The 14141-nt window shown below is 66.6% G+C and carries 17 protein-coding genes; 16 read left to right on the forward strand and 1 reads right to left on the reverse strand.

The genetic code is table 11. The features are described from left to right. Window positions 1-23: 23 nt before the first annotated feature. Window positions 24-314, forward strand: coding sequence for a hypothetical protein (locus EU805_RS01680; protein WP_129762208.1), 291 nt, complete (start codon window positions 24-26; stop codon window positions 312-314). A 100-nt stretch (window positions 315-414) separates the two neighbouring features. On the opposite strand, the gene EU805_RS01685 is transcribed toward EU805_RS01680, so the two are convergent. Further along, a complete protein-coding gene (locus EU805_RS01685) occupies window positions 415-747 on the reverse strand; it encodes an SWIM zinc finger family protein (RefSeq protein ID WP_129762209.1) in 333 nt (110 codons plus the stop codon). 137 nt (window positions 748-884) lie between these two features. Between EU805_RS01685 and EU805_RS01690 the strand changes: the two genes are divergently transcribed. The 15 genes from EU805_RS01690 (at window position 885) to EU805_RS01760 (ending at window position 14132) form a co-directional block, all read left to right on the forward strand. Next, the gene (locus EU805_RS01690) at window positions 885-1739 is read left to right on the forward strand and encodes a helix-turn-helix domain-containing protein (protein ID WP_129762210.1); all 855 of its coding nucleotides are present in this window, start codon (window positions 885-887) and stop codon (window positions 1737-1739) included. Further along, window positions 1736-1996, forward strand: coding sequence for a hypothetical protein (locus EU805_RS01695; protein ID WP_129762211.1), 261 nt, complete (start codon window positions 1736-1738; stop codon window positions 1994-1996). Before EU805_RS01690 ends, EU805_RS01695 begins: the two co-directional genes overlap by 4 nt. Next, window positions 1993-2382: a DUF1064 domain-containing protein gene (locus tag EU805_RS01700; protein WP_129762212.1), complete on the forward strand. Its 390-nt coding sequence runs from the start codon at window positions 1993-1995 to the stop codon at window positions 2380-2382. Before EU805_RS01695 ends, EU805_RS01700 begins: the two co-directional genes overlap by 4 nt. Then, entirely contained in the window at window positions 2379-3065 is a 687-nt protein-coding gene (locus EU805_RS01705) for a hypothetical protein (RefSeq protein ID WP_129762213.1), read from the forward strand. Before EU805_RS01700 ends, EU805_RS01705 begins: the two co-directional genes overlap by 4 nt. Next, window positions 3058-3459, forward strand: coding sequence for a hypothetical protein (locus EU805_RS01710; RefSeq protein ID WP_129762214.1), 402 nt, complete (start codon window positions 3058-3060; stop codon window positions 3457-3459). The genes EU805_RS01705 and EU805_RS01710 overlap by 8 nt, the downstream gene beginning before the upstream one ends. After that, window positions 3456-3800 (forward strand): hypothetical protein, encoded by a 345-nt coding sequence (locus tag EU805_RS01715; protein ID WP_129762215.1) that lies wholly within the window; start codon window positions 3456-3458, stop codon window positions 3798-3800. Before EU805_RS01710 ends, EU805_RS01715 begins: the two co-directional genes overlap by 4 nt. Window positions 3801-3812: 12 nt before the next feature. Further along, window positions 3813-4685 (forward strand): peptidoglycan-binding protein, encoded by an 873-nt coding sequence (locus EU805_RS01720; RefSeq protein ID WP_207208049.1) that lies wholly within the window; start codon window positions 3813-3815, stop codon window positions 4683-4685. A gap of 11 nt (window positions 4686-4696) precedes the next feature. Then, window positions 4697-4921 (forward strand): hypothetical protein, encoded by a 225-nt coding sequence (locus EU805_RS01725; RefSeq protein WP_129762216.1) that lies wholly within the window; start codon window positions 4697-4699, stop codon window positions 4919-4921. A 443-nt stretch (window positions 4922-5364) separates the two neighbouring features. After that, window positions 5365-6756 (forward strand): site-specific DNA-methyltransferase, encoded by a 1392-nt coding sequence (locus EU805_RS01730; protein WP_165351862.1) that lies wholly within the window; start codon window positions 5365-5367, stop codon window positions 6754-6756. Continuing rightward, window positions 6749-7516, forward strand: a complete 768-nt coding sequence (locus EU805_RS01735; RefSeq protein WP_129762218.1) for a hypothetical protein — start codon at window positions 6749-6751, stop codon at window positions 7514-7516. Before EU805_RS01730 ends, EU805_RS01735 begins: the two co-directional genes overlap by 8 nt. Beyond that, complete coding sequence (locus tag EU805_RS01740) at window positions 7516-8031, forward strand: terminase small subunit, Nu1 (RefSeq protein ID WP_129762219.1); 516 nt, start codon at window positions 7516-7518, stop codon at window positions 8029-8031. The genes EU805_RS01735 and EU805_RS01740 overlap by 1 nt, the downstream gene beginning before the upstream one ends. Further along, complete coding sequence (locus tag EU805_RS01745; protein ID WP_129762220.1) at window positions 8021-9928, forward strand: phage terminase large subunit family protein; 1908 nt, start codon at window positions 8021-8023, stop codon at window positions 9926-9928. The genes EU805_RS01740 and EU805_RS01745 overlap by 11 nt, the downstream gene beginning before the upstream one ends. Next, entirely contained in the window at window positions 9882-10478 is a 597-nt protein-coding gene (locus tag EU805_RS01750) for a hypothetical protein (protein WP_129762221.1), read from the forward strand. Before EU805_RS01745 ends, EU805_RS01750 begins: the two co-directional genes overlap by 47 nt. Then, window positions 10478-12103, forward strand: coding sequence for a phage portal protein (locus EU805_RS01755; protein ID WP_165351863.1), 1626 nt, complete (start codon window positions 10478-10480; stop codon window positions 12101-12103). The genes EU805_RS01750 and EU805_RS01755 overlap by 1 nt, the downstream gene beginning before the upstream one ends. Beyond that, the gene (locus tag EU805_RS01760; RefSeq protein WP_242494021.1) at window positions 12087-14132 is read left to right on the forward strand and encodes a phage major capsid protein; all 2046 of its coding nucleotides are present in this window, start codon (window positions 12087-12089) and stop codon (window positions 14130-14132) included. The genes EU805_RS01755 and EU805_RS01760 overlap by 17 nt, the downstream gene beginning before the upstream one ends. Window positions 14133-14141: the final 9 nt, after the last annotated feature.

Below are 14141 nucleotides of genomic sequence, written 5' to 3' on the forward strand. Positions count from 1 at the left end.
GCTTCTGGATCGGCGGTGAGCGCATGACTGCTCCGCTCGATTCGTCTTTTTCAATAAATACAATGCCTTGCGCGGAAATGTCTTTCGGAGGCGTCCGCGCGACCGAGGCGTTCAAGCACAACTTCTCGGATCGCTGGGCGGAGTTCCTGCGCTCCGAGTTCCCGTCGGCGCGGCACATCGCCATCGCCTCGGGCGTCACGACTCGGACGGCTGAAAACTGGCTTGCCGGATCCTGCAAACCGAGCGGCGACACCGTCGCTCTTTTTTTCCTGCGCTACCCAGAAGCGATGGCGCGGTTCATGGCCGGCACCTGATCCCTTGGGGATCGGGCATGCCGGCGATTTGGTCAACCTGGGCGGTAATCCAGGTGGCGAGGCAAATCGGGGGATCTCAAAGGTGGATCATACGACCAGACTATTCGACCCGCCCCTGCATGAGGCGATTGACCTGGCTTTTCAGCCTTCTGTGGTTGGCTTGAGCCTGCAAGATGGTCTCCTCGGCTTGGCGCATCTCGGTGATCGCTTCGCGGAGCTGCGAGCCGTGAAGGAGGTTCTCGAAGTCCTCGGCCGAGTGGGAAGAATGCTTCACCTCTTTCCAGTCACCGTTAAGCAACGAGAAACGATGCTTGCATGCCTTCCCGTTGGCTCCTGCGGGGCACGAACAGGTGATCATCGGAATGTCACCCTCAGTGAATACTTCCACGGTGTATTCTGCTCCGCTCGATTTGCTCTTCACCAGTATCTTCAACGTGCTTCTCCTCCGAATCTGTTGCTGATGGTTTCCCATCGATCGGATCGTCAGGGTCCATTTCTGTGCTGTCAAAGGGCGAGGCTCTGCGAGGCAAAGTCGGGAAGCCAGCTGTGTCCCCTCGGTGAGGCCCGCCCATGAGCCACGCTGCGACCAACTGGGCAATCCGTCAGAAGGGGCTGAAGCCCGCGACGAAGCTTGTGCTCTGGTTCCTGGCCGACTGCCACAACGGGCACACCGGCCAGTGCAACCCGCGGCAGGAGCTGCTCGCCGAAGAGTGTGAAATGAGCCGCTCGACCATCAACGTCCACCTGGCGAAACTGGAAGAGGTCGGTCTGATCAAGCGCGTCCAGCGGTTCGACGGGCGCTCCAACAAGCAGCGCGCGACCGACTACGTTCTGATGCTCGACGGCCCTGAAAAGCCCGTGTCCGGAATCCGGACACGGGCACAAGATGTGGTGGACCCCGTGTCCGGAATCCGGACACGGGCCGTGTCCGAAAACGGGCCAGAGCCGTGTCCGGAAAATGGCGAAAGCCGTGTCCGGAATCCGGACTCTATGAACCCTGGAATAGAACCAGGAACACAACCACGCGCGGAGCCGCGCTCGGATGGTGTGGGGTATCCAGATTTTGTGTCGGCCTATCCTGGGCCTGTGACCAGCGCCGCGCCCGAGGCCTACCGCCGTGTCGTCGCCTCCGGGGTCGATCCGCAGCGTATCGTCAGCGCGGCGAAGGCCTACGCTCGGGATCCCGTGGTTCTGCGCGGCTACCCGAAGAAAGCCGAGAATTGGCTCGCCTCGACGGACTGGTCTGAGGCGCCCGAGGCGGTGACCCCGGATCCGTCCGTGCCTCAGCTGCCCAGCGCCGTCGCTGATATCAAATCCGGCAACCCGGCCCGGTGCTACTCGGTCTCGCCCAGCGCGGCGCGGGAGTTCGTGGGCCGGGGCTACGTCACCGAGGACGAGTGCAAGGCCGCCGGGGTGCACCTGTGAGCGGGTCGCGGTTCACCGAGCGGCGCTTCGGCTGCGTCGTGCTGAAGCTGGACGCCGAGGGCGAGACCTGCGTCCTGGTCATCGACCGCCCGGGCTTTCGGACAAATCGCTACCGCTACGAGTCGATCGAGGAGGTGGTCGAAGGCTATGCCCGGCATCGCGGCGGGTTCGACGAGTGTTCAAGGAGCTGCGCCTCCGCGCTGGAATATGCCGGCAAGCAGATGCGCCAGTTCCGTGATCCGGAGGCGTTCCGATGAACGAGCGCATGTCCGCAGCCGACTTCAACCGCCTGTCGCAGGGGTCCAAGCCCGCCGGGTCGAAGTACCGCGCGCAGCCGGTAACGGTTGACGGCATCCGGTTCGACTCCAAGCACGAGGCGAAGCGCTGGGCGCAGCTGAAGCTGCTCGAGAAGGGTGGCGCCATCCGGGATCTCGAGCGTCAGGTGCCGTTGATGCTCGAGGGCAGGAACGGGCCTCTCCTGACGCGCACCGGGCGCGGCATGCGCCTGACGGTCGATTTCCGCTACTTCGATGTCGCCTTGGGCCTGACGGTTTGGGAGGACGCCAAGGGCATGCCCACGCCCGACTACGAGGTGCGCCGCGCTGTCGCCGCCGCCCAGGGCGTCCCGGTGGTCGAGGTATGAGCGGCGGCAACACATCCTCGGCTGTCATGCAGCGCCGCAACCCGGCGCTCGACAAGTTCGACGACTTCCCCACGCCCATGTGGGCTACTCGTGCTGTCCTCGAATGGCTGGCGCGCGCTGGGCACGATCTGAGCGGCGCGGTGGTACGTGAGCCCTGCGCGAACCGCGGCTACATGGCGGTGCCCTTGGCGGAGGTCTGCGCCGCGGTCGAGGCCTCGGACGTCCTCGACTACGGCGTCGGCTACCCGGTGAGGGATTATCTGTTCGGGGAGGTCCCGGAGGTCGTGGATTGGACCTTCATGAATCCGCCCTTCGTGCTGGCGCAGCAGTTCATCGAGCGCGCTCTGATGTCCTCGCGCGGCGTCGCTGTCTTCTGCCGTTCCGCGTTCGTCGAAGGGGCCCAGCGCCACGCCGAGCTGTTCTCGGTCTATCCGCCGGCGCACATCCTGCAGTTCACCGAGCGCGTCGTGCTGCACAAGTCGGCGATGCGCCGCGCGGGCGACAAGTGGTTCGACCCGGACGCTGACGACGGCGCTGGGCGCTGGAAGTCTGCCTCGAGCGCGACCGCCTACTGCTGGATGATCTGGCTGCCCGGCACCGAGGTGACCACCTTCGACTGGATCGCGCCCTGCCGGCTGCGCCTCGAGCGGCCCGGCGACTACGAGGTGCGCGGCAATGTCTGACGACTACACGGATCTGCCGCAGTCGGTCCGCGAGATTGCGGAGGTGATCGGTCGTAAGCTCGCGCTGGACCTCATCGCTGCCTTGCCGCAGTCAGGCAGCCGGCCCTGGCGTCGGATGCTCTACGTGCCGAAGAACCTGCCCGTCGATCACTGGCTGGTGCGCAAGCTGGGCTGGCACATGGCCCAGAAGCTCAGCCGCGCCTTCGCGGGGATGATCCTGCAGCCCGCCAACTGCCGCTCTATCGAGCGCGAGTTTTTCCGCAATCGCGCCATCCCCGAGCTGGTCGAGGATGGCATCCCTGTTGAGGAGGTTGCCGAGCTCACGCGGCTCTCGGCCTATCGCGTCCGCGAGCTCCTTTCCCTGGCCGCATCTGAGGAAGGTTCTGGCGCATGAAGCTGGGCGAAAAATATCTGATCACGACGGACAGCTGGTTCATCACGCCGAGCGGCGAGAGCTTTCTATCCGTTTTCGGAACGGTGCATGGCGTCGTCGATTCGACCGAGGTGTTGGGGATCCGCACGAACGCCAAATCGACCAACTGGTATGTCGTCATCGGGGACTTGATCGTGGCGGGATGCCAGATCCACTACGCGGTCCGTTGCGAGAGTTTCGACACCAAGCCGCACCAATACGATCTCGAGCATGATGGCCAGCTCAAGCCGGTCACCGCCTCGTTTTCTCGCATCTACGACGCGGATGCATCCGGGCTCTCCGCCCTTTCTCTCACCCCCTGAAAGGCTCTTTTCATGTCGCATTCCCCCATCCTGACCGTGTCGCAGATCGCGCTGATGTGCGGCTCTGCCCAGACGAACCGCTTCACCGCCAACGCGGCCGCGCTCATCGCCGGTCTCGAAGCCCGGGCTGTCGGCGCGAAGCTGAACGAGGCGCAGAACCTCGCGCAGTTCCTTGCCCAGGTCGCGCATGAGTCCGGGCGCTTCTACTACGACGAGGAGGTCTGGGGACCGACGGTCGCACAGCGCCGCTACGACATCCGGACGGACCTGGGCAACACGGCGGCGCGCGATGGCGACGGCGAGAAGTTCAAGGGTCGCGCGTCGATCATGGTCACCGGCGGGACCAACTACCGGCTCTTTCGGGATTGGTGTCGTGCGCTGTTTCCGCATCTGGCCGTGCCTGGCTTGCGTCAGGCCGTGCCTGACTTCGTGGCCGAGCCCGAGCGCATCCTCGAGGATCCGTGGGAGGGTCTTGCGCCCATCTGGTTCTGGGAAACCAACGACCTCGATCGCTATGCGCGCACGGGCAACATCGAGATGGTCACGAAGACCGTGAACGGCGGGCTGAATGGCTATGCGGACCGGCTCGCACTCTATCCGCGCTGCGCTTTGGTCCTGCTGGATTACAAGCCCGACGCGGTCCGGGCATTCCAGCGGGAACACGGTCTGGCTGCCGATGGCATCCCTGGGCCGCGCACTCGCTCAGCGCTCCACGATGCTCTGCTCGAGCTGCCGCACTGGTTTCCTTCTGAGACAGGGGCCGAAGTAGTGCATGGCGACGCTCCCGTGATCACGGACGGCGCTCTGCACGTCCTGAGCGCGCCAGAGGCGCTCGAAGAGGTGCGCGGTATCCTGGCCTCCTACGACCTGTCCCAAGCATCCTGAAGGAGCCTCCCATGGAGCAACAAAAGTCCCCTCTCAAATCCCTCACCGTCGGCGGTGGCCTTGCGGCCGTCATCGTCGGTGCCGGTCAGCTGGTCGGCGTGGCGGTGACGCCGGCCGAGATCAACGAGCTGTTCGCCGCAGGCGTGTCGATCGTGACGATCGTGTCCGGTGTTGTCGCGATCGTCGGCCGCATCCGTGCCCGGTCCACGATCCGGCTGCCGTGGTCGGGGCGCTGATCCTGACGGCGCAAGCCTGATGGGACGCGCGGTCCCTGTCCTCCCCACTGCGGGGGCCGCGCTCACGGCATGCGCGGCGAGCATCTCCTCCCGCTCGCTGCGCATGTCACTTTTCACGGGTCCTTCCCCGGGGGGGATCGCATGCGGGTGTGTTATGTCGCAAAAAAACACTTTTGAGTGCCGAAAAAATCGCGTTTCGTTTCGGTTTGGAAAACGGGCGCTCCGGATCCTCGTCCCTGTCGCCGCCCTTGCTGGGTGGCGTTTGCGCCGCGAATTCGGGGCCTATCGCTACTTTGAAAACGTCGTTTCTGGGGACCGCAAAGCGAAATGGGTCTCCGGTTGGTCGGGCGTTGACACCGAATGGCTGCGGTCCTCGCGCAGCGGCCGATCGTGGTTCGTTGGCCCGTTTGGATTGCGGCATGATCTACTTGCAAGGGCCTCGTATGACTGACGTCGCTCTGCCGTCTCAACTCGAAATGATCGCGCCGTCGGAGCTGGTCGCCTTCGAGCGCAACTCGCGGACGCACTCGGATGAGCAGGTCCTGCAGATCGCCGCGTCCATTCAGGAGTTCGGGTTCACCAACCCGGTGCTGATTTCCGACGTTGGCGAGATCATCGCCGGCCACGGTCGTGTCCTCGCGGCCGAGCGGATCGGTCTGGCCGAGGTGCCTTGTCTGCGCCTGGCGCATCTGTCCGAGGAGCAGCGCCGGGCCTACGTGATCGCCGACAACAAGCTGGCCGAAAATGCCGGGTGGGATCGCGAGCTGCTCGCGCTCGAGCTGGGCGAGCTGCGCGACCTGGGGTTCGGCATCGACGTGATCGGCTTCTCGCAGTCGGAGCTGGACCTGTTGTTCCTCGATGGCGACGACATCGACGAAGAGGGCCAGACCGACGATGACGCGGTGCCCGATGCCGGTGACGGCTACGTCTCGGCCGAGGGCGATGTCTGGGTTCTGGGCGATCACCTCGTGATGTGCGGGGACTCGACGTCCGAGGCGCATTTCGCCGAGCTGATGGGGGGCGAGCTGGCCGATATGTGCTGGACCGATCCGCCCTATAACGTCAACTACGAGGGCTCGGCCGGGAAGATCAAGAACGACCACATGGCCGGCGATGCGTTCCGTCAGTTCCTGCTCGACTGCTTCGGCCTGGTCGCCTCGTTCATCGCCGATGGCGGCAGCTGCTACGTGGCGCATGCCGACACCGAGGGCCGATCTTTTCGGGCCGCGTTCCAGGACAGCGGGTTCAAGACGTCCGGGTGCCTGGTCTGGATCAAGCCGTCGCTGGTGCTGGGCCGGTCCGACTACCAGTGGCAGCACGAGCCGATCCTTTACGGCTGGAAGGAGGGCGCGGCGCATCGCTGGTTCGGGGGCCGAAAGCAGACGACGGTCCTCAACTTCGAGCAGCCGCCGTTCGTGGTGACGGCCGATGGTGCTGTCGAGATCGACGTGGGCGAGACCACGCTCCGGATCTCGGGGGCTGATCTGAAGGTGGAGGAGCTGGTCGGTTCGGTCATCCGCCACGACAAGCCGCGCAAGAACGGCGACCATCCGACGATGAAGCCGGTCGGGCTGATCCTGCGCATGCTGAAGAACAGCAGCGCGCGGGGCGACATCGTCCTCGATCCCTTCGGGGGCTCGGGCTCCACGTTGATCGCGGCGCAGAAGTGCGGGCGCCGGGCGCGGCTCATGGAGCTGGATCCGCGCTTCGCCGACGTGATCGTGCGGCGGTGGCAGGAGTGGACCGGGCTGAAGGCGCATCTGCGGAGCACGGGCGAAGGGTTCGACGAGCTGTCGGCAAGCCGGGGGCAGCGGCTGGCGGTGGCCGATGGCTAAGGGCACCGCGCTGCGCGTCGCCTCTCGGAAGGTCCGCATGGTCGCTCATCGGACCGGGTCCGCGGCCGATACGATCGGGGAGCTCGCGCCTGGCGTTGCGGTCTCCGGGCTGACGGCCGGTCAGTTCTCGGCGATCGACGCGATGGAGCACATGGTCAACTGTCTGGGCCCGGCCGACGTGTCGATCTCCGCCTGGACGACGGGACTTTACGATGTGAAGCGCGCGGCCGAAATGCGCGCGAACGAGCAGCTGCGCAGCCTGCGGTTCATCCTCGATCGCGGCACCTTCGAGAAGAGCCCGAAGTTCGCGGGTCCGCTGATCCAGGCGGTCGGCCTCGAGGCGTTCCGGTGCGTGTCCGTTCATGCCAAGGTGGTGATCGTCGAGGGCGCGCGCGGTCGGGCCGTCATGCGGTCCTCGATGAACCTCAACAAGAACCTGCGGACTGAGCAGTTCGACATCGACGTCTGCGATCAGTTTGCTGATTTCTACCTGCGCTGGTTCGACGGGCTCTGGGAGGAGGCGGGGCGATCGCAGGACAACGTCGCCATCATGAAGGCGGTTTACGATCGGTTCGTGGAAGAAGCGCCAGAGCCGGATCCGGTTGACGATCCGTTCTCAGCGGGTGAAGCCGTCCCGCTCCGGGACCCCTCTCGCTCCGGGACCCGTCCCGCTCCGGGACCCGTCCCGCCCCGGGACCCCTCTCTGGATGTCGATGATGATCTTGCCGGCCTCTCCCTCGGTGGCGGCTTCGATGCCTGATGGCGGGATCGGGCCCTACCACCTATCCGGTCGCCACCATCGCGAAGCTGTTGCGCCTCACCGAGCGTCGCGTCCAGCAGCTCTCGAAGGAGGGCGTGATCCCAAAGGCGGAGCGCGGCCGGTATGATCTCGTCACGGCGGTGCAGGGCTACATCGGCTATCTGCAGGAGCGCGCGGCTGGTGCCGGTGATGGTGATAACGCAATCAACTACGCGGCCGAGAAGGCGCGGCGCATGCGGGCCGAAGCTGATCTGAAGGAGATGGCGGTCCTGCAGCTGCGCGGGACGCTGATCGATGCGGAGGAGGCGGGGGCGGTCGCGGCTCTGCTCATGTCCGAGCTGAAGGCGAAGCTGTTGAACAACGCGCCGGTTCGGATCGCGGCCGCGGCGAAGAGCAGCCGGTCCGAGGCAGCTCTGAAGAAGATCATCAAGGCGGAGCTCTCCGACATCATGGCCGGTCTCTCGAGCACGGACCTGGTGGCGCTCATGGGGGAGCCCGTCGAAGATGGAGTATAGCCCGGCTGCGCATCGGATGATGGCCTCGGCGCTGGCTGCGCTGCAGCCTCCGCCCGACCTTCGGCCGTCGGAGTGGGCGGAAAAGTCGGTCTACATCCCGGTCGGCAACGCGATTCCCGGTCTGATCCGGTTCGACAATGCGCCTTACCAGCGCGAGCCGCTCGACATGACGGTCGATCCGTCCTGCACCCGGATCTCGCTCAAATGGGCGGCACAGGTCGGCAAGACGCAGGTCGCGCTTTGCGCGCAGTCCTACCGCATCGCGATGGACCCGACCTCGCAGATGATGATGCAGCCCTCGGAGGGCGATCTGCAGACCTGGCTGCAGACCAAGTTCAACCCGCTCGTGGAAGCCAACCCGGAGCTCGAGGAACGGCTTGCGGTCGCTCGGTCTCGGAAGGGCGTGAACAACAGCCGGATGAAGTCCTACCCGGGCGGTTTCATCATGTTCGCCTGGTCGGGATCTCCGAAGACCCAGCGGGGCCGGTCGGCGCCCTTCATCGTCGCGGACGAGACGGACGGTTACGACCGCACGGCCGAGGGGCATCCGGTGTCGCTGATCTGGCAGCGGGCCGCGACCTTCGGGGATCTGCGCAAGCTGCTCGAGATCTCGACGCCCACGGTCCGGGGCCTGTCTTGGATCGATGATGCCTACGAGCAGGGCGACCAGCGGCAGTTCCACGTCGGCTGCCCGCATTGCGGCGAGGGCCAGGTGCTGCAGTGGGCGAACGTGAAATGGGACAAGGACGCGGACGGCAATCACCTGCCGGCGACCGCCTACTACCAGTGCGCGGCGAACGGCTGTGTCTGGTCGGACTCGGACCGCATCCAGGCGATCCGGGACGCCGAGCGGCTCGGCTTCGGCTGGAAGGCGCAGAAGCCGTTTCTTGGCCACGCCAGCTATCACCTCTCGGAGCTCTACTCGTGCTTCCGACGGCTGGGCGATGTCGTGCAGTCCTTCCTCGAGAAGAAGGCCAGCGACGATCTGCAGACCTTCGTGAACGTCTCGCTCGCCGAATGCTGGGAGGAGGAGGCGGAGCGGGTCGCGGCCGACGACGTGATGGCCCGGGTCGAGGATTGGGGGCAGAAGGTCCCGGCCGGCGTCGCCTGCATCACCGCCGGCGTCGACATGCAGGAGGACCGCCTCGAGCTCGAGCTCGTTGGCTGGGGGCTGGGCGAGGAAAGCTGGTCGCTCGACTACCAGGTGTTCTGGGGTGATCCGATGAAGGACGAGGTCTGGGATCTGGTCTTCGACTACCTGGGCCAGACCTGGGAGACGGAGACCGGCGCGACCTTGCGCTGCTCGGCCGGCGGCTTCGACACGGGCGGCTCCGGTGGTCTGACGCAGGCGGCGTATGAGCAGCTGCGCGGCAAGCAGCGGCGCGGGCTCTACGCGCTGAAAGGCGGTGGCACCTGGAACAAGCCGGTGGTGTCGGCGCCTTCGAAGGCGCGCAGCGGTCGGCGCTCGCGGCCCGTCATGCTGTTCTCGGTCGGGGTGAACGACGCGAAGCTGGTGGTCATGCGCCGGGTGAACCTCGAGACGCCCGGCCCGGGCTACTGTCACTTCCCGGCCGATCGGGATCCGGAGTTCTTCCTGCAGCTCACGGCCGAGCAGCTGGTGACCAAGCACCGGCGCGGCTTCCCGGTGCGCGCCTGGCACAAGACGCGGGAGCGCAACGAGGCGCTCGACTGCCGGGTCTACGCCTATGCGGCGCTGAAGATCGCGAACCCGAACCTGGTGCATCGCCTGGCGCGGCTTGGACCGAAGGACGCGGACGAGGCGCCGGCTCCGGTCACCGACGACGAGCCGCCGGGGAACCCGCCAGAGGGAAAGAAGCGCTCGAAGCGGAATGTTGCGGCTCAAAGGCGGCGGAGGCGGCGCGCGCCTGGTCTCTGACGCGGAGTATGGTTTGCGGCACATCCCCACATCGATCAAGGCGGGCCTGACGTTCGCGCTCGATCTCGACCTCGTCGACTATCCCGCGCCCGAATGGGCCGCGGTGGTGATCCTGTCCGGGCCCGAGAAGATCGAGCTCCAGTCCTCGCCGTTCGGCGATCTGCATCGCTTCGCCGAGCCGCCAGCGGTCACGGCGGATTGGGCGCCGGGTCTCTACGCGTTCACGCTCCGGGTGCTCTCGAACGGCGACGTGCTCGAGATCGAGGCGGGGCAGCTCAAGGTCTCGCAGGATCTGGCGTCGGTCGATGGCGCGCTCGATCCGCGCTCGCATGCGCAGCGCATGCTGGATGCCATCGAGGCGGTCCTCGAGCGCCGGGCAACGCTCGACCAGGAATCCTACACCATCGGCGGGCGGTCCTTGGTCCGGACGCCGATCGGGGAGCTGAAAAGCCTGCGCGAGTCCTATCGGCGCGAGGTCCAGAAGCTGTCCGGTGACGGCAAGGCCCGGCGGCTGCTGGGCCGGCGCGTGTCGGTGAGGTTCGGTCGCTGATGCTGGGGTTCGGGAAACGCAAAGGCGCGCAGCCGACGGTCCGCTCGGAGCCTCCCCTGGCCACGACTGCGGAGGCGCCGGCGAAGGCGGGCCCGGGCTCGTTCCGGATCCGCCGGGTGCGCAGCCTCGGACCGGCTGCCCGGGACGCGGGTCCGGCCGTGTCCTTCATGTCGTCGACGCCGATGTCGGCCGACGCGATCGTCGATCGCAACCAGCGGGTGCTGGTGGCGCAGTCGCGCGAGCAGTCGACCGTCAACGACTACATGAAGTCCTTCCTGCGCATCGCCGAGCGGTCGATCGTTGGGGCTAACGGGATCATCCTTCAGGCGCAGACCCGCAAGCGCGATGGGACGCTCGATGTCGAGGCCAACAACGCGCTCGAGGCCTGGTGGGCGAAGTGGTGCCGGGCCGAGCATTGCGACGTGACCGGCAAGCGGAGCTTCCGCCGGATCTGCAAGGCGATCGTCGGGGGTGCCGCGCGCGACGGTGAGTTCATGGTGCGGGAGGTGCGCGGCCGCGACGCGGGGCCGATGCGGTATGCGCTGCAGGTCCTGGATCCCCAGCGGTGTCCGGTCGACTACAACGTCGATCGCATGCCGAACGGCCGCTTCGTGCGGCAGGGGATCGAGTTCAACCGGGCCGGCCGTCCGCTGGCTTACTACTTCGCCTCGGACGATCCGTCCGTGGCCGGCTATTCGTTTGGCGGGCGGTCTCTCGATCGCATCCCGGCCGAGCAGATCATTCACGGCTTCGTCGAGGATGTGCTGGGCCAGCGCCGGGGGCTGCCCTGGGCGGCGACGGCGCTCTGGCGCCTGGGCATGCTGGACGGCTTCGAGAAGGCGGCTCTGAAGAATGCGCGGACCGCGGCCTCGCTCGGGGGCTTCATCGAATGGGAGACCGGCGAGGGTCCCGATCGGGACGAGGAGCTCGAGGACGAAGAGCTCTACTTCGAACCCGAAGAGGGGCTCTATCAGGAGCTGCCGCCTGGGGCGCGGGTCAAGAACGTGCCGAGCCAGTATCCGACGGGCGAGTTCACGCCCTTCCATAAGGCGATGCTCCGCGGTGCCGGTGCCGGCATGGGCGTGTCCTACGTGTCCTTCGCCAACGACCTTGAGGGGGTCAACTTCTCGTCGATCCGGCAGGGTGTCGTGGACGAGCGCGATCACTGGATGGATCTGCAGGAGTGGCTGATCGAGGTCCTGGTCGATCGCGTCTACCGCGGCGCGCTCGAGCCTGCCCTGCTGATGGGGATCGTGGTCGGCGACGGGGTGCGCCTCGGGCCGGAAAACCTCGAGCGGTATCAGGCGGTGCGCTGGCAGCCGCGGCGCTGGCCCTGGGTCGATCCCACCAAGGACATCGCGGCCGAGATCTCGGCGAAAGACAACCTGCTGACTTCGCCGTCCGAAATCATCCAGCGCCGCGGCGGCGATCCCGACACGGTCTGGCGGCAATACGCCCAGGACATCGCGGCGATGCGCGCAGCCGGCATGCCGGAGGAATTCATCATGGCCGCGGTGCTGGGCGTCGCGCCGGCGTCGAACCCGAAGGCCGGGATGCCTAAGGCGCCGGCGGGCGAAGGCGGCGAAACCGAAGAAAAGGAGACCGACGATGGTGAAGATGAATAAGGCGCTTCTCGCGTCGGCGCTTGTGGGCTGTGCGATGGTCCGCTCGCTGACGCCCGAGCAGCTGAACGGCAACCGCGGGGCCGGGGCCCTGCACCGGACCGTGGCGGTGCGCAACGTCGACGAGGAGGCGCGCACGGTCGAGGTGGCCTTCTCGTCGGAGGAGCCGGTCGAGCGCTGGTTCGGCTTCGAGGTCCTGGATCATTCGGCCCAGGCGGTGGACCTCGGCCGGTTGCGCGATGGCGCGGCCGTGCTCTGGAACCATAACCACGACGTCCAGATCGGGGTGGTGCTGTCGGCGACGATCGGCGGGGATCGTCGCGGTCGCGCCACGCTCAAGTTCGGGCGCAGCGGCCGCGCGGCTGAAATCTTCCAGGACATTCTCGACGAGGTGATCCGCCATGTCTCGGTCGGCTACCGCATCAAGGCGATCCGCACCGAGGAGAAGGACGGCGAGCCGGATCAGGTCACGGTTACCGAGTGGGAGCCTTTCGAGATCTCGATGGTGTCGGTCCCGGCCGACGCCACGGTCGGGGTCGGCCGTTCGGCAAAAGATCCTGCGGGGAACCCGCCAGAGGCGGGGCCTGCGCCCGGTGGCGATAGTGGCGCCAGTCAAACCAGCGCCGAGCCCGGCGCCCGTCAACAAGAGGGACGCGAATTTATGGAACGGATTCTCCGGGACGCAGCCGGTAACCTGGTGCGCGCCAAGGTCGACGAGGACGGCAAGATCGTCGAAGTTCTCGAAATGCTCGAGCGCGCAGCCGAGACGCAGGCGCTTGTCCGCTCCGGCACCGAAGCCGAGCGCACCCGCGTCGCGGCGCTGCTCGAGCTGGGCACCCAGCACGGCGCGGTCGAGGATGCGCAGCGCGCCATCCGCGACAATCAGTCGGTCTCGGATTTTACCCGCCACCTGCTCGACACCCATGCCGAGCGCCGCGGCGGTGAAGGCGCCCGCTCCGGCGGCACCGGCGCCCTCGATGACGACGCCGGCGTGATTGGCATGTCCGAGGCCGAGGCGGGCCGCTTCAGTTTTCTGCGGGCGCTGCGGGCTCTGGCGAACCCGAACGATCGGCGCGCGCAAGAAAACGCCGCCTTCGAGCGCGAGGCCTCCGCGGCCGCCGCACGGGCCTCGGGTCGTGAGGCGCAGGGGATCATGGTCCCGGCCGACGTTCTGCGCCGTGCGCTGAACACCGGCACCTCCGGCGCGACGCCCGGCGATACCGGCGGCTATGCGATCGCCACGGATCTGCTGTCGCAGTCCTTCATCGACATGTTCCGCAACCGCTCGGTCCTGCTGGGCATGGCGACGCCGCTCGGTGGCCTGGTTGGCAACGTCGATATCCCGACGCAGACCAACGGTGGCCAGGGCTACTGGCTCGGCGAGGACCAGGAGGCTGGCGAGAGCAACATCGATCTGGGCAACGTGCAGCTCTCGATGAAGACCGTCGGGGCCTATTCGGAAATGACCCGCTCGTTCCTGAAGCAGACCTCGATCGACGGTGAGGCGCTTGTGCGCCGTGATCTGGCGCAGTCGCTGGCCCTGACGCTCGACTATGCCGGCTTCTACGGCACCGGCTCGGCCACCATGCCGCTCGGCCTCGCCAACCTGACCGGGATCAACGCGGTGCCCTTCGCCGGCGTTCAGCCGACCTATGCCGAGCTGGTGCAGATGGAGAGCGAGATCGCGGCCGACAATGCCGACGTCGACGCGATGGCTTACATCGGCACCTCGGGTTTCCGCGGCGCGATGAAGACCTCCCAGAAGTTCGCGGGCACCAACGGTGCGCCCGTCTGGGAGGCCGGCGGCACGGTGAACGGTTACCGCGCCGAGATCACCAACCAGGTGCAAGCAGGCGACGTGTTCTTCGGCAACTTCGCCGACATGCTGCTCGGCATGTGGGGCGGTCTCGACCTGACGGTCGATCCCTACTCGGAATCGAAGCGCGGCCGCGTCGCGATCGTCGCCTTCCAGGACGCCGATATCGCCTACCGCCACGTCGAGTCCTTCTGCCTCGGCCGTCAGGGCGTCTGATCCTCCCTC

It is taken from the genome of Salipiger sp. IMCC34102, from assembly GCF_004145405.1.
Classification (GTDB): Bacteria; Pseudomonadota; Alphaproteobacteria; order Rhodobacterales; family Rhodobacteraceae; genus Loktanella.

Excerpts from the sequence above, each read along its gene's own strand:
- EU805_RS01680 (WP_129762208.1), top strand. The coding sequence starts at position 24 with ATGACTGCTCCGCTCGATTCGTCTTTTTCAATAAATACAATGCCTTGC.
- EU805_RS01690 (WP_129762210.1), top strand. The coding sequence starts at position 885 with ATGAGCCACGCTGCGACCAACTGGGCAATCCGTCAGAAGGGGCTGAAG.
- EU805_RS01700 (WP_129762212.1), top strand. The coding sequence starts at position 1,993 with ATGAACGAGCGCATGTCCGCAGCCGACTTCAACCGCCTGTCGCAGGGG.
- EU805_RS01705 (WP_129762213.1), top strand. The coding sequence starts at position 2,379 with ATGAGCGGCGGCAACACATCCTCGGCTGTCATGCAGCGCCGCAACCCG.
- EU805_RS01710 (WP_129762214.1), top strand. The coding sequence starts at position 3,058 with ATGTCTGACGACTACACGGATCTGCCGCAGTCGGTCCGCGAGATTGCG.
- EU805_RS01715 (WP_129762215.1), top strand. The coding sequence starts at position 3,456 with ATGAAGCTGGGCGAAAAATATCTGATCACGACGGACAGCTGGTTCATC.
- EU805_RS01720 (WP_207208049.1), top strand. The coding sequence starts at position 3,813 with ATGTCGCATTCCCCCATCCTGACCGTGTCGCAGATCGCGCTGATGTGC.
- EU805_RS01725 (WP_129762216.1), top strand. The coding sequence starts at position 4,697 with ATGGAGCAACAAAAGTCCCCTCTCAAATCCCTCACCGTCGGCGGTGGC.
- EU805_RS01730 (WP_165351862.1), top strand. The coding sequence starts at position 5,365 with ATGACTGACGTCGCTCTGCCGTCTCAACTCGAAATGATCGCGCCGTCG.
- EU805_RS01735 (WP_129762218.1), top strand. The coding sequence starts at position 6,749 with ATGGCTAAGGGCACCGCGCTGCGCGTCGCCTCTCGGAAGGTCCGCATG.
- EU805_RS01740 (WP_129762219.1), top strand. The coding sequence starts at position 7,516 with ATGGCGGGATCGGGCCCTACCACCTATCCGGTCGCCACCATCGCGAAG.
- EU805_RS01745 (WP_129762220.1), top strand. The coding sequence starts at position 8,021 with ATGGAGTATAGCCCGGCTGCGCATCGGATGATGGCCTCGGCGCTGGCT.
- EU805_RS01750 (WP_129762221.1), top strand. The coding sequence starts at position 9,882 with ATGTTGCGGCTCAAAGGCGGCGGAGGCGGCGCGCGCCTGGTCTCTGAC.
- EU805_RS01755 (WP_165351863.1), top strand. The coding sequence starts at position 10,478 with ATGCTGGGGTTCGGGAAACGCAAAGGCGCGCAGCCGACGGTCCGCTCG.
- EU805_RS01760 (WP_242494021.1), top strand. The coding sequence starts at position 12,087 with ATGGTGAAGATGAATAAGGCGCTTCTCGCGTCGGCGCTTGTGGGCTGT.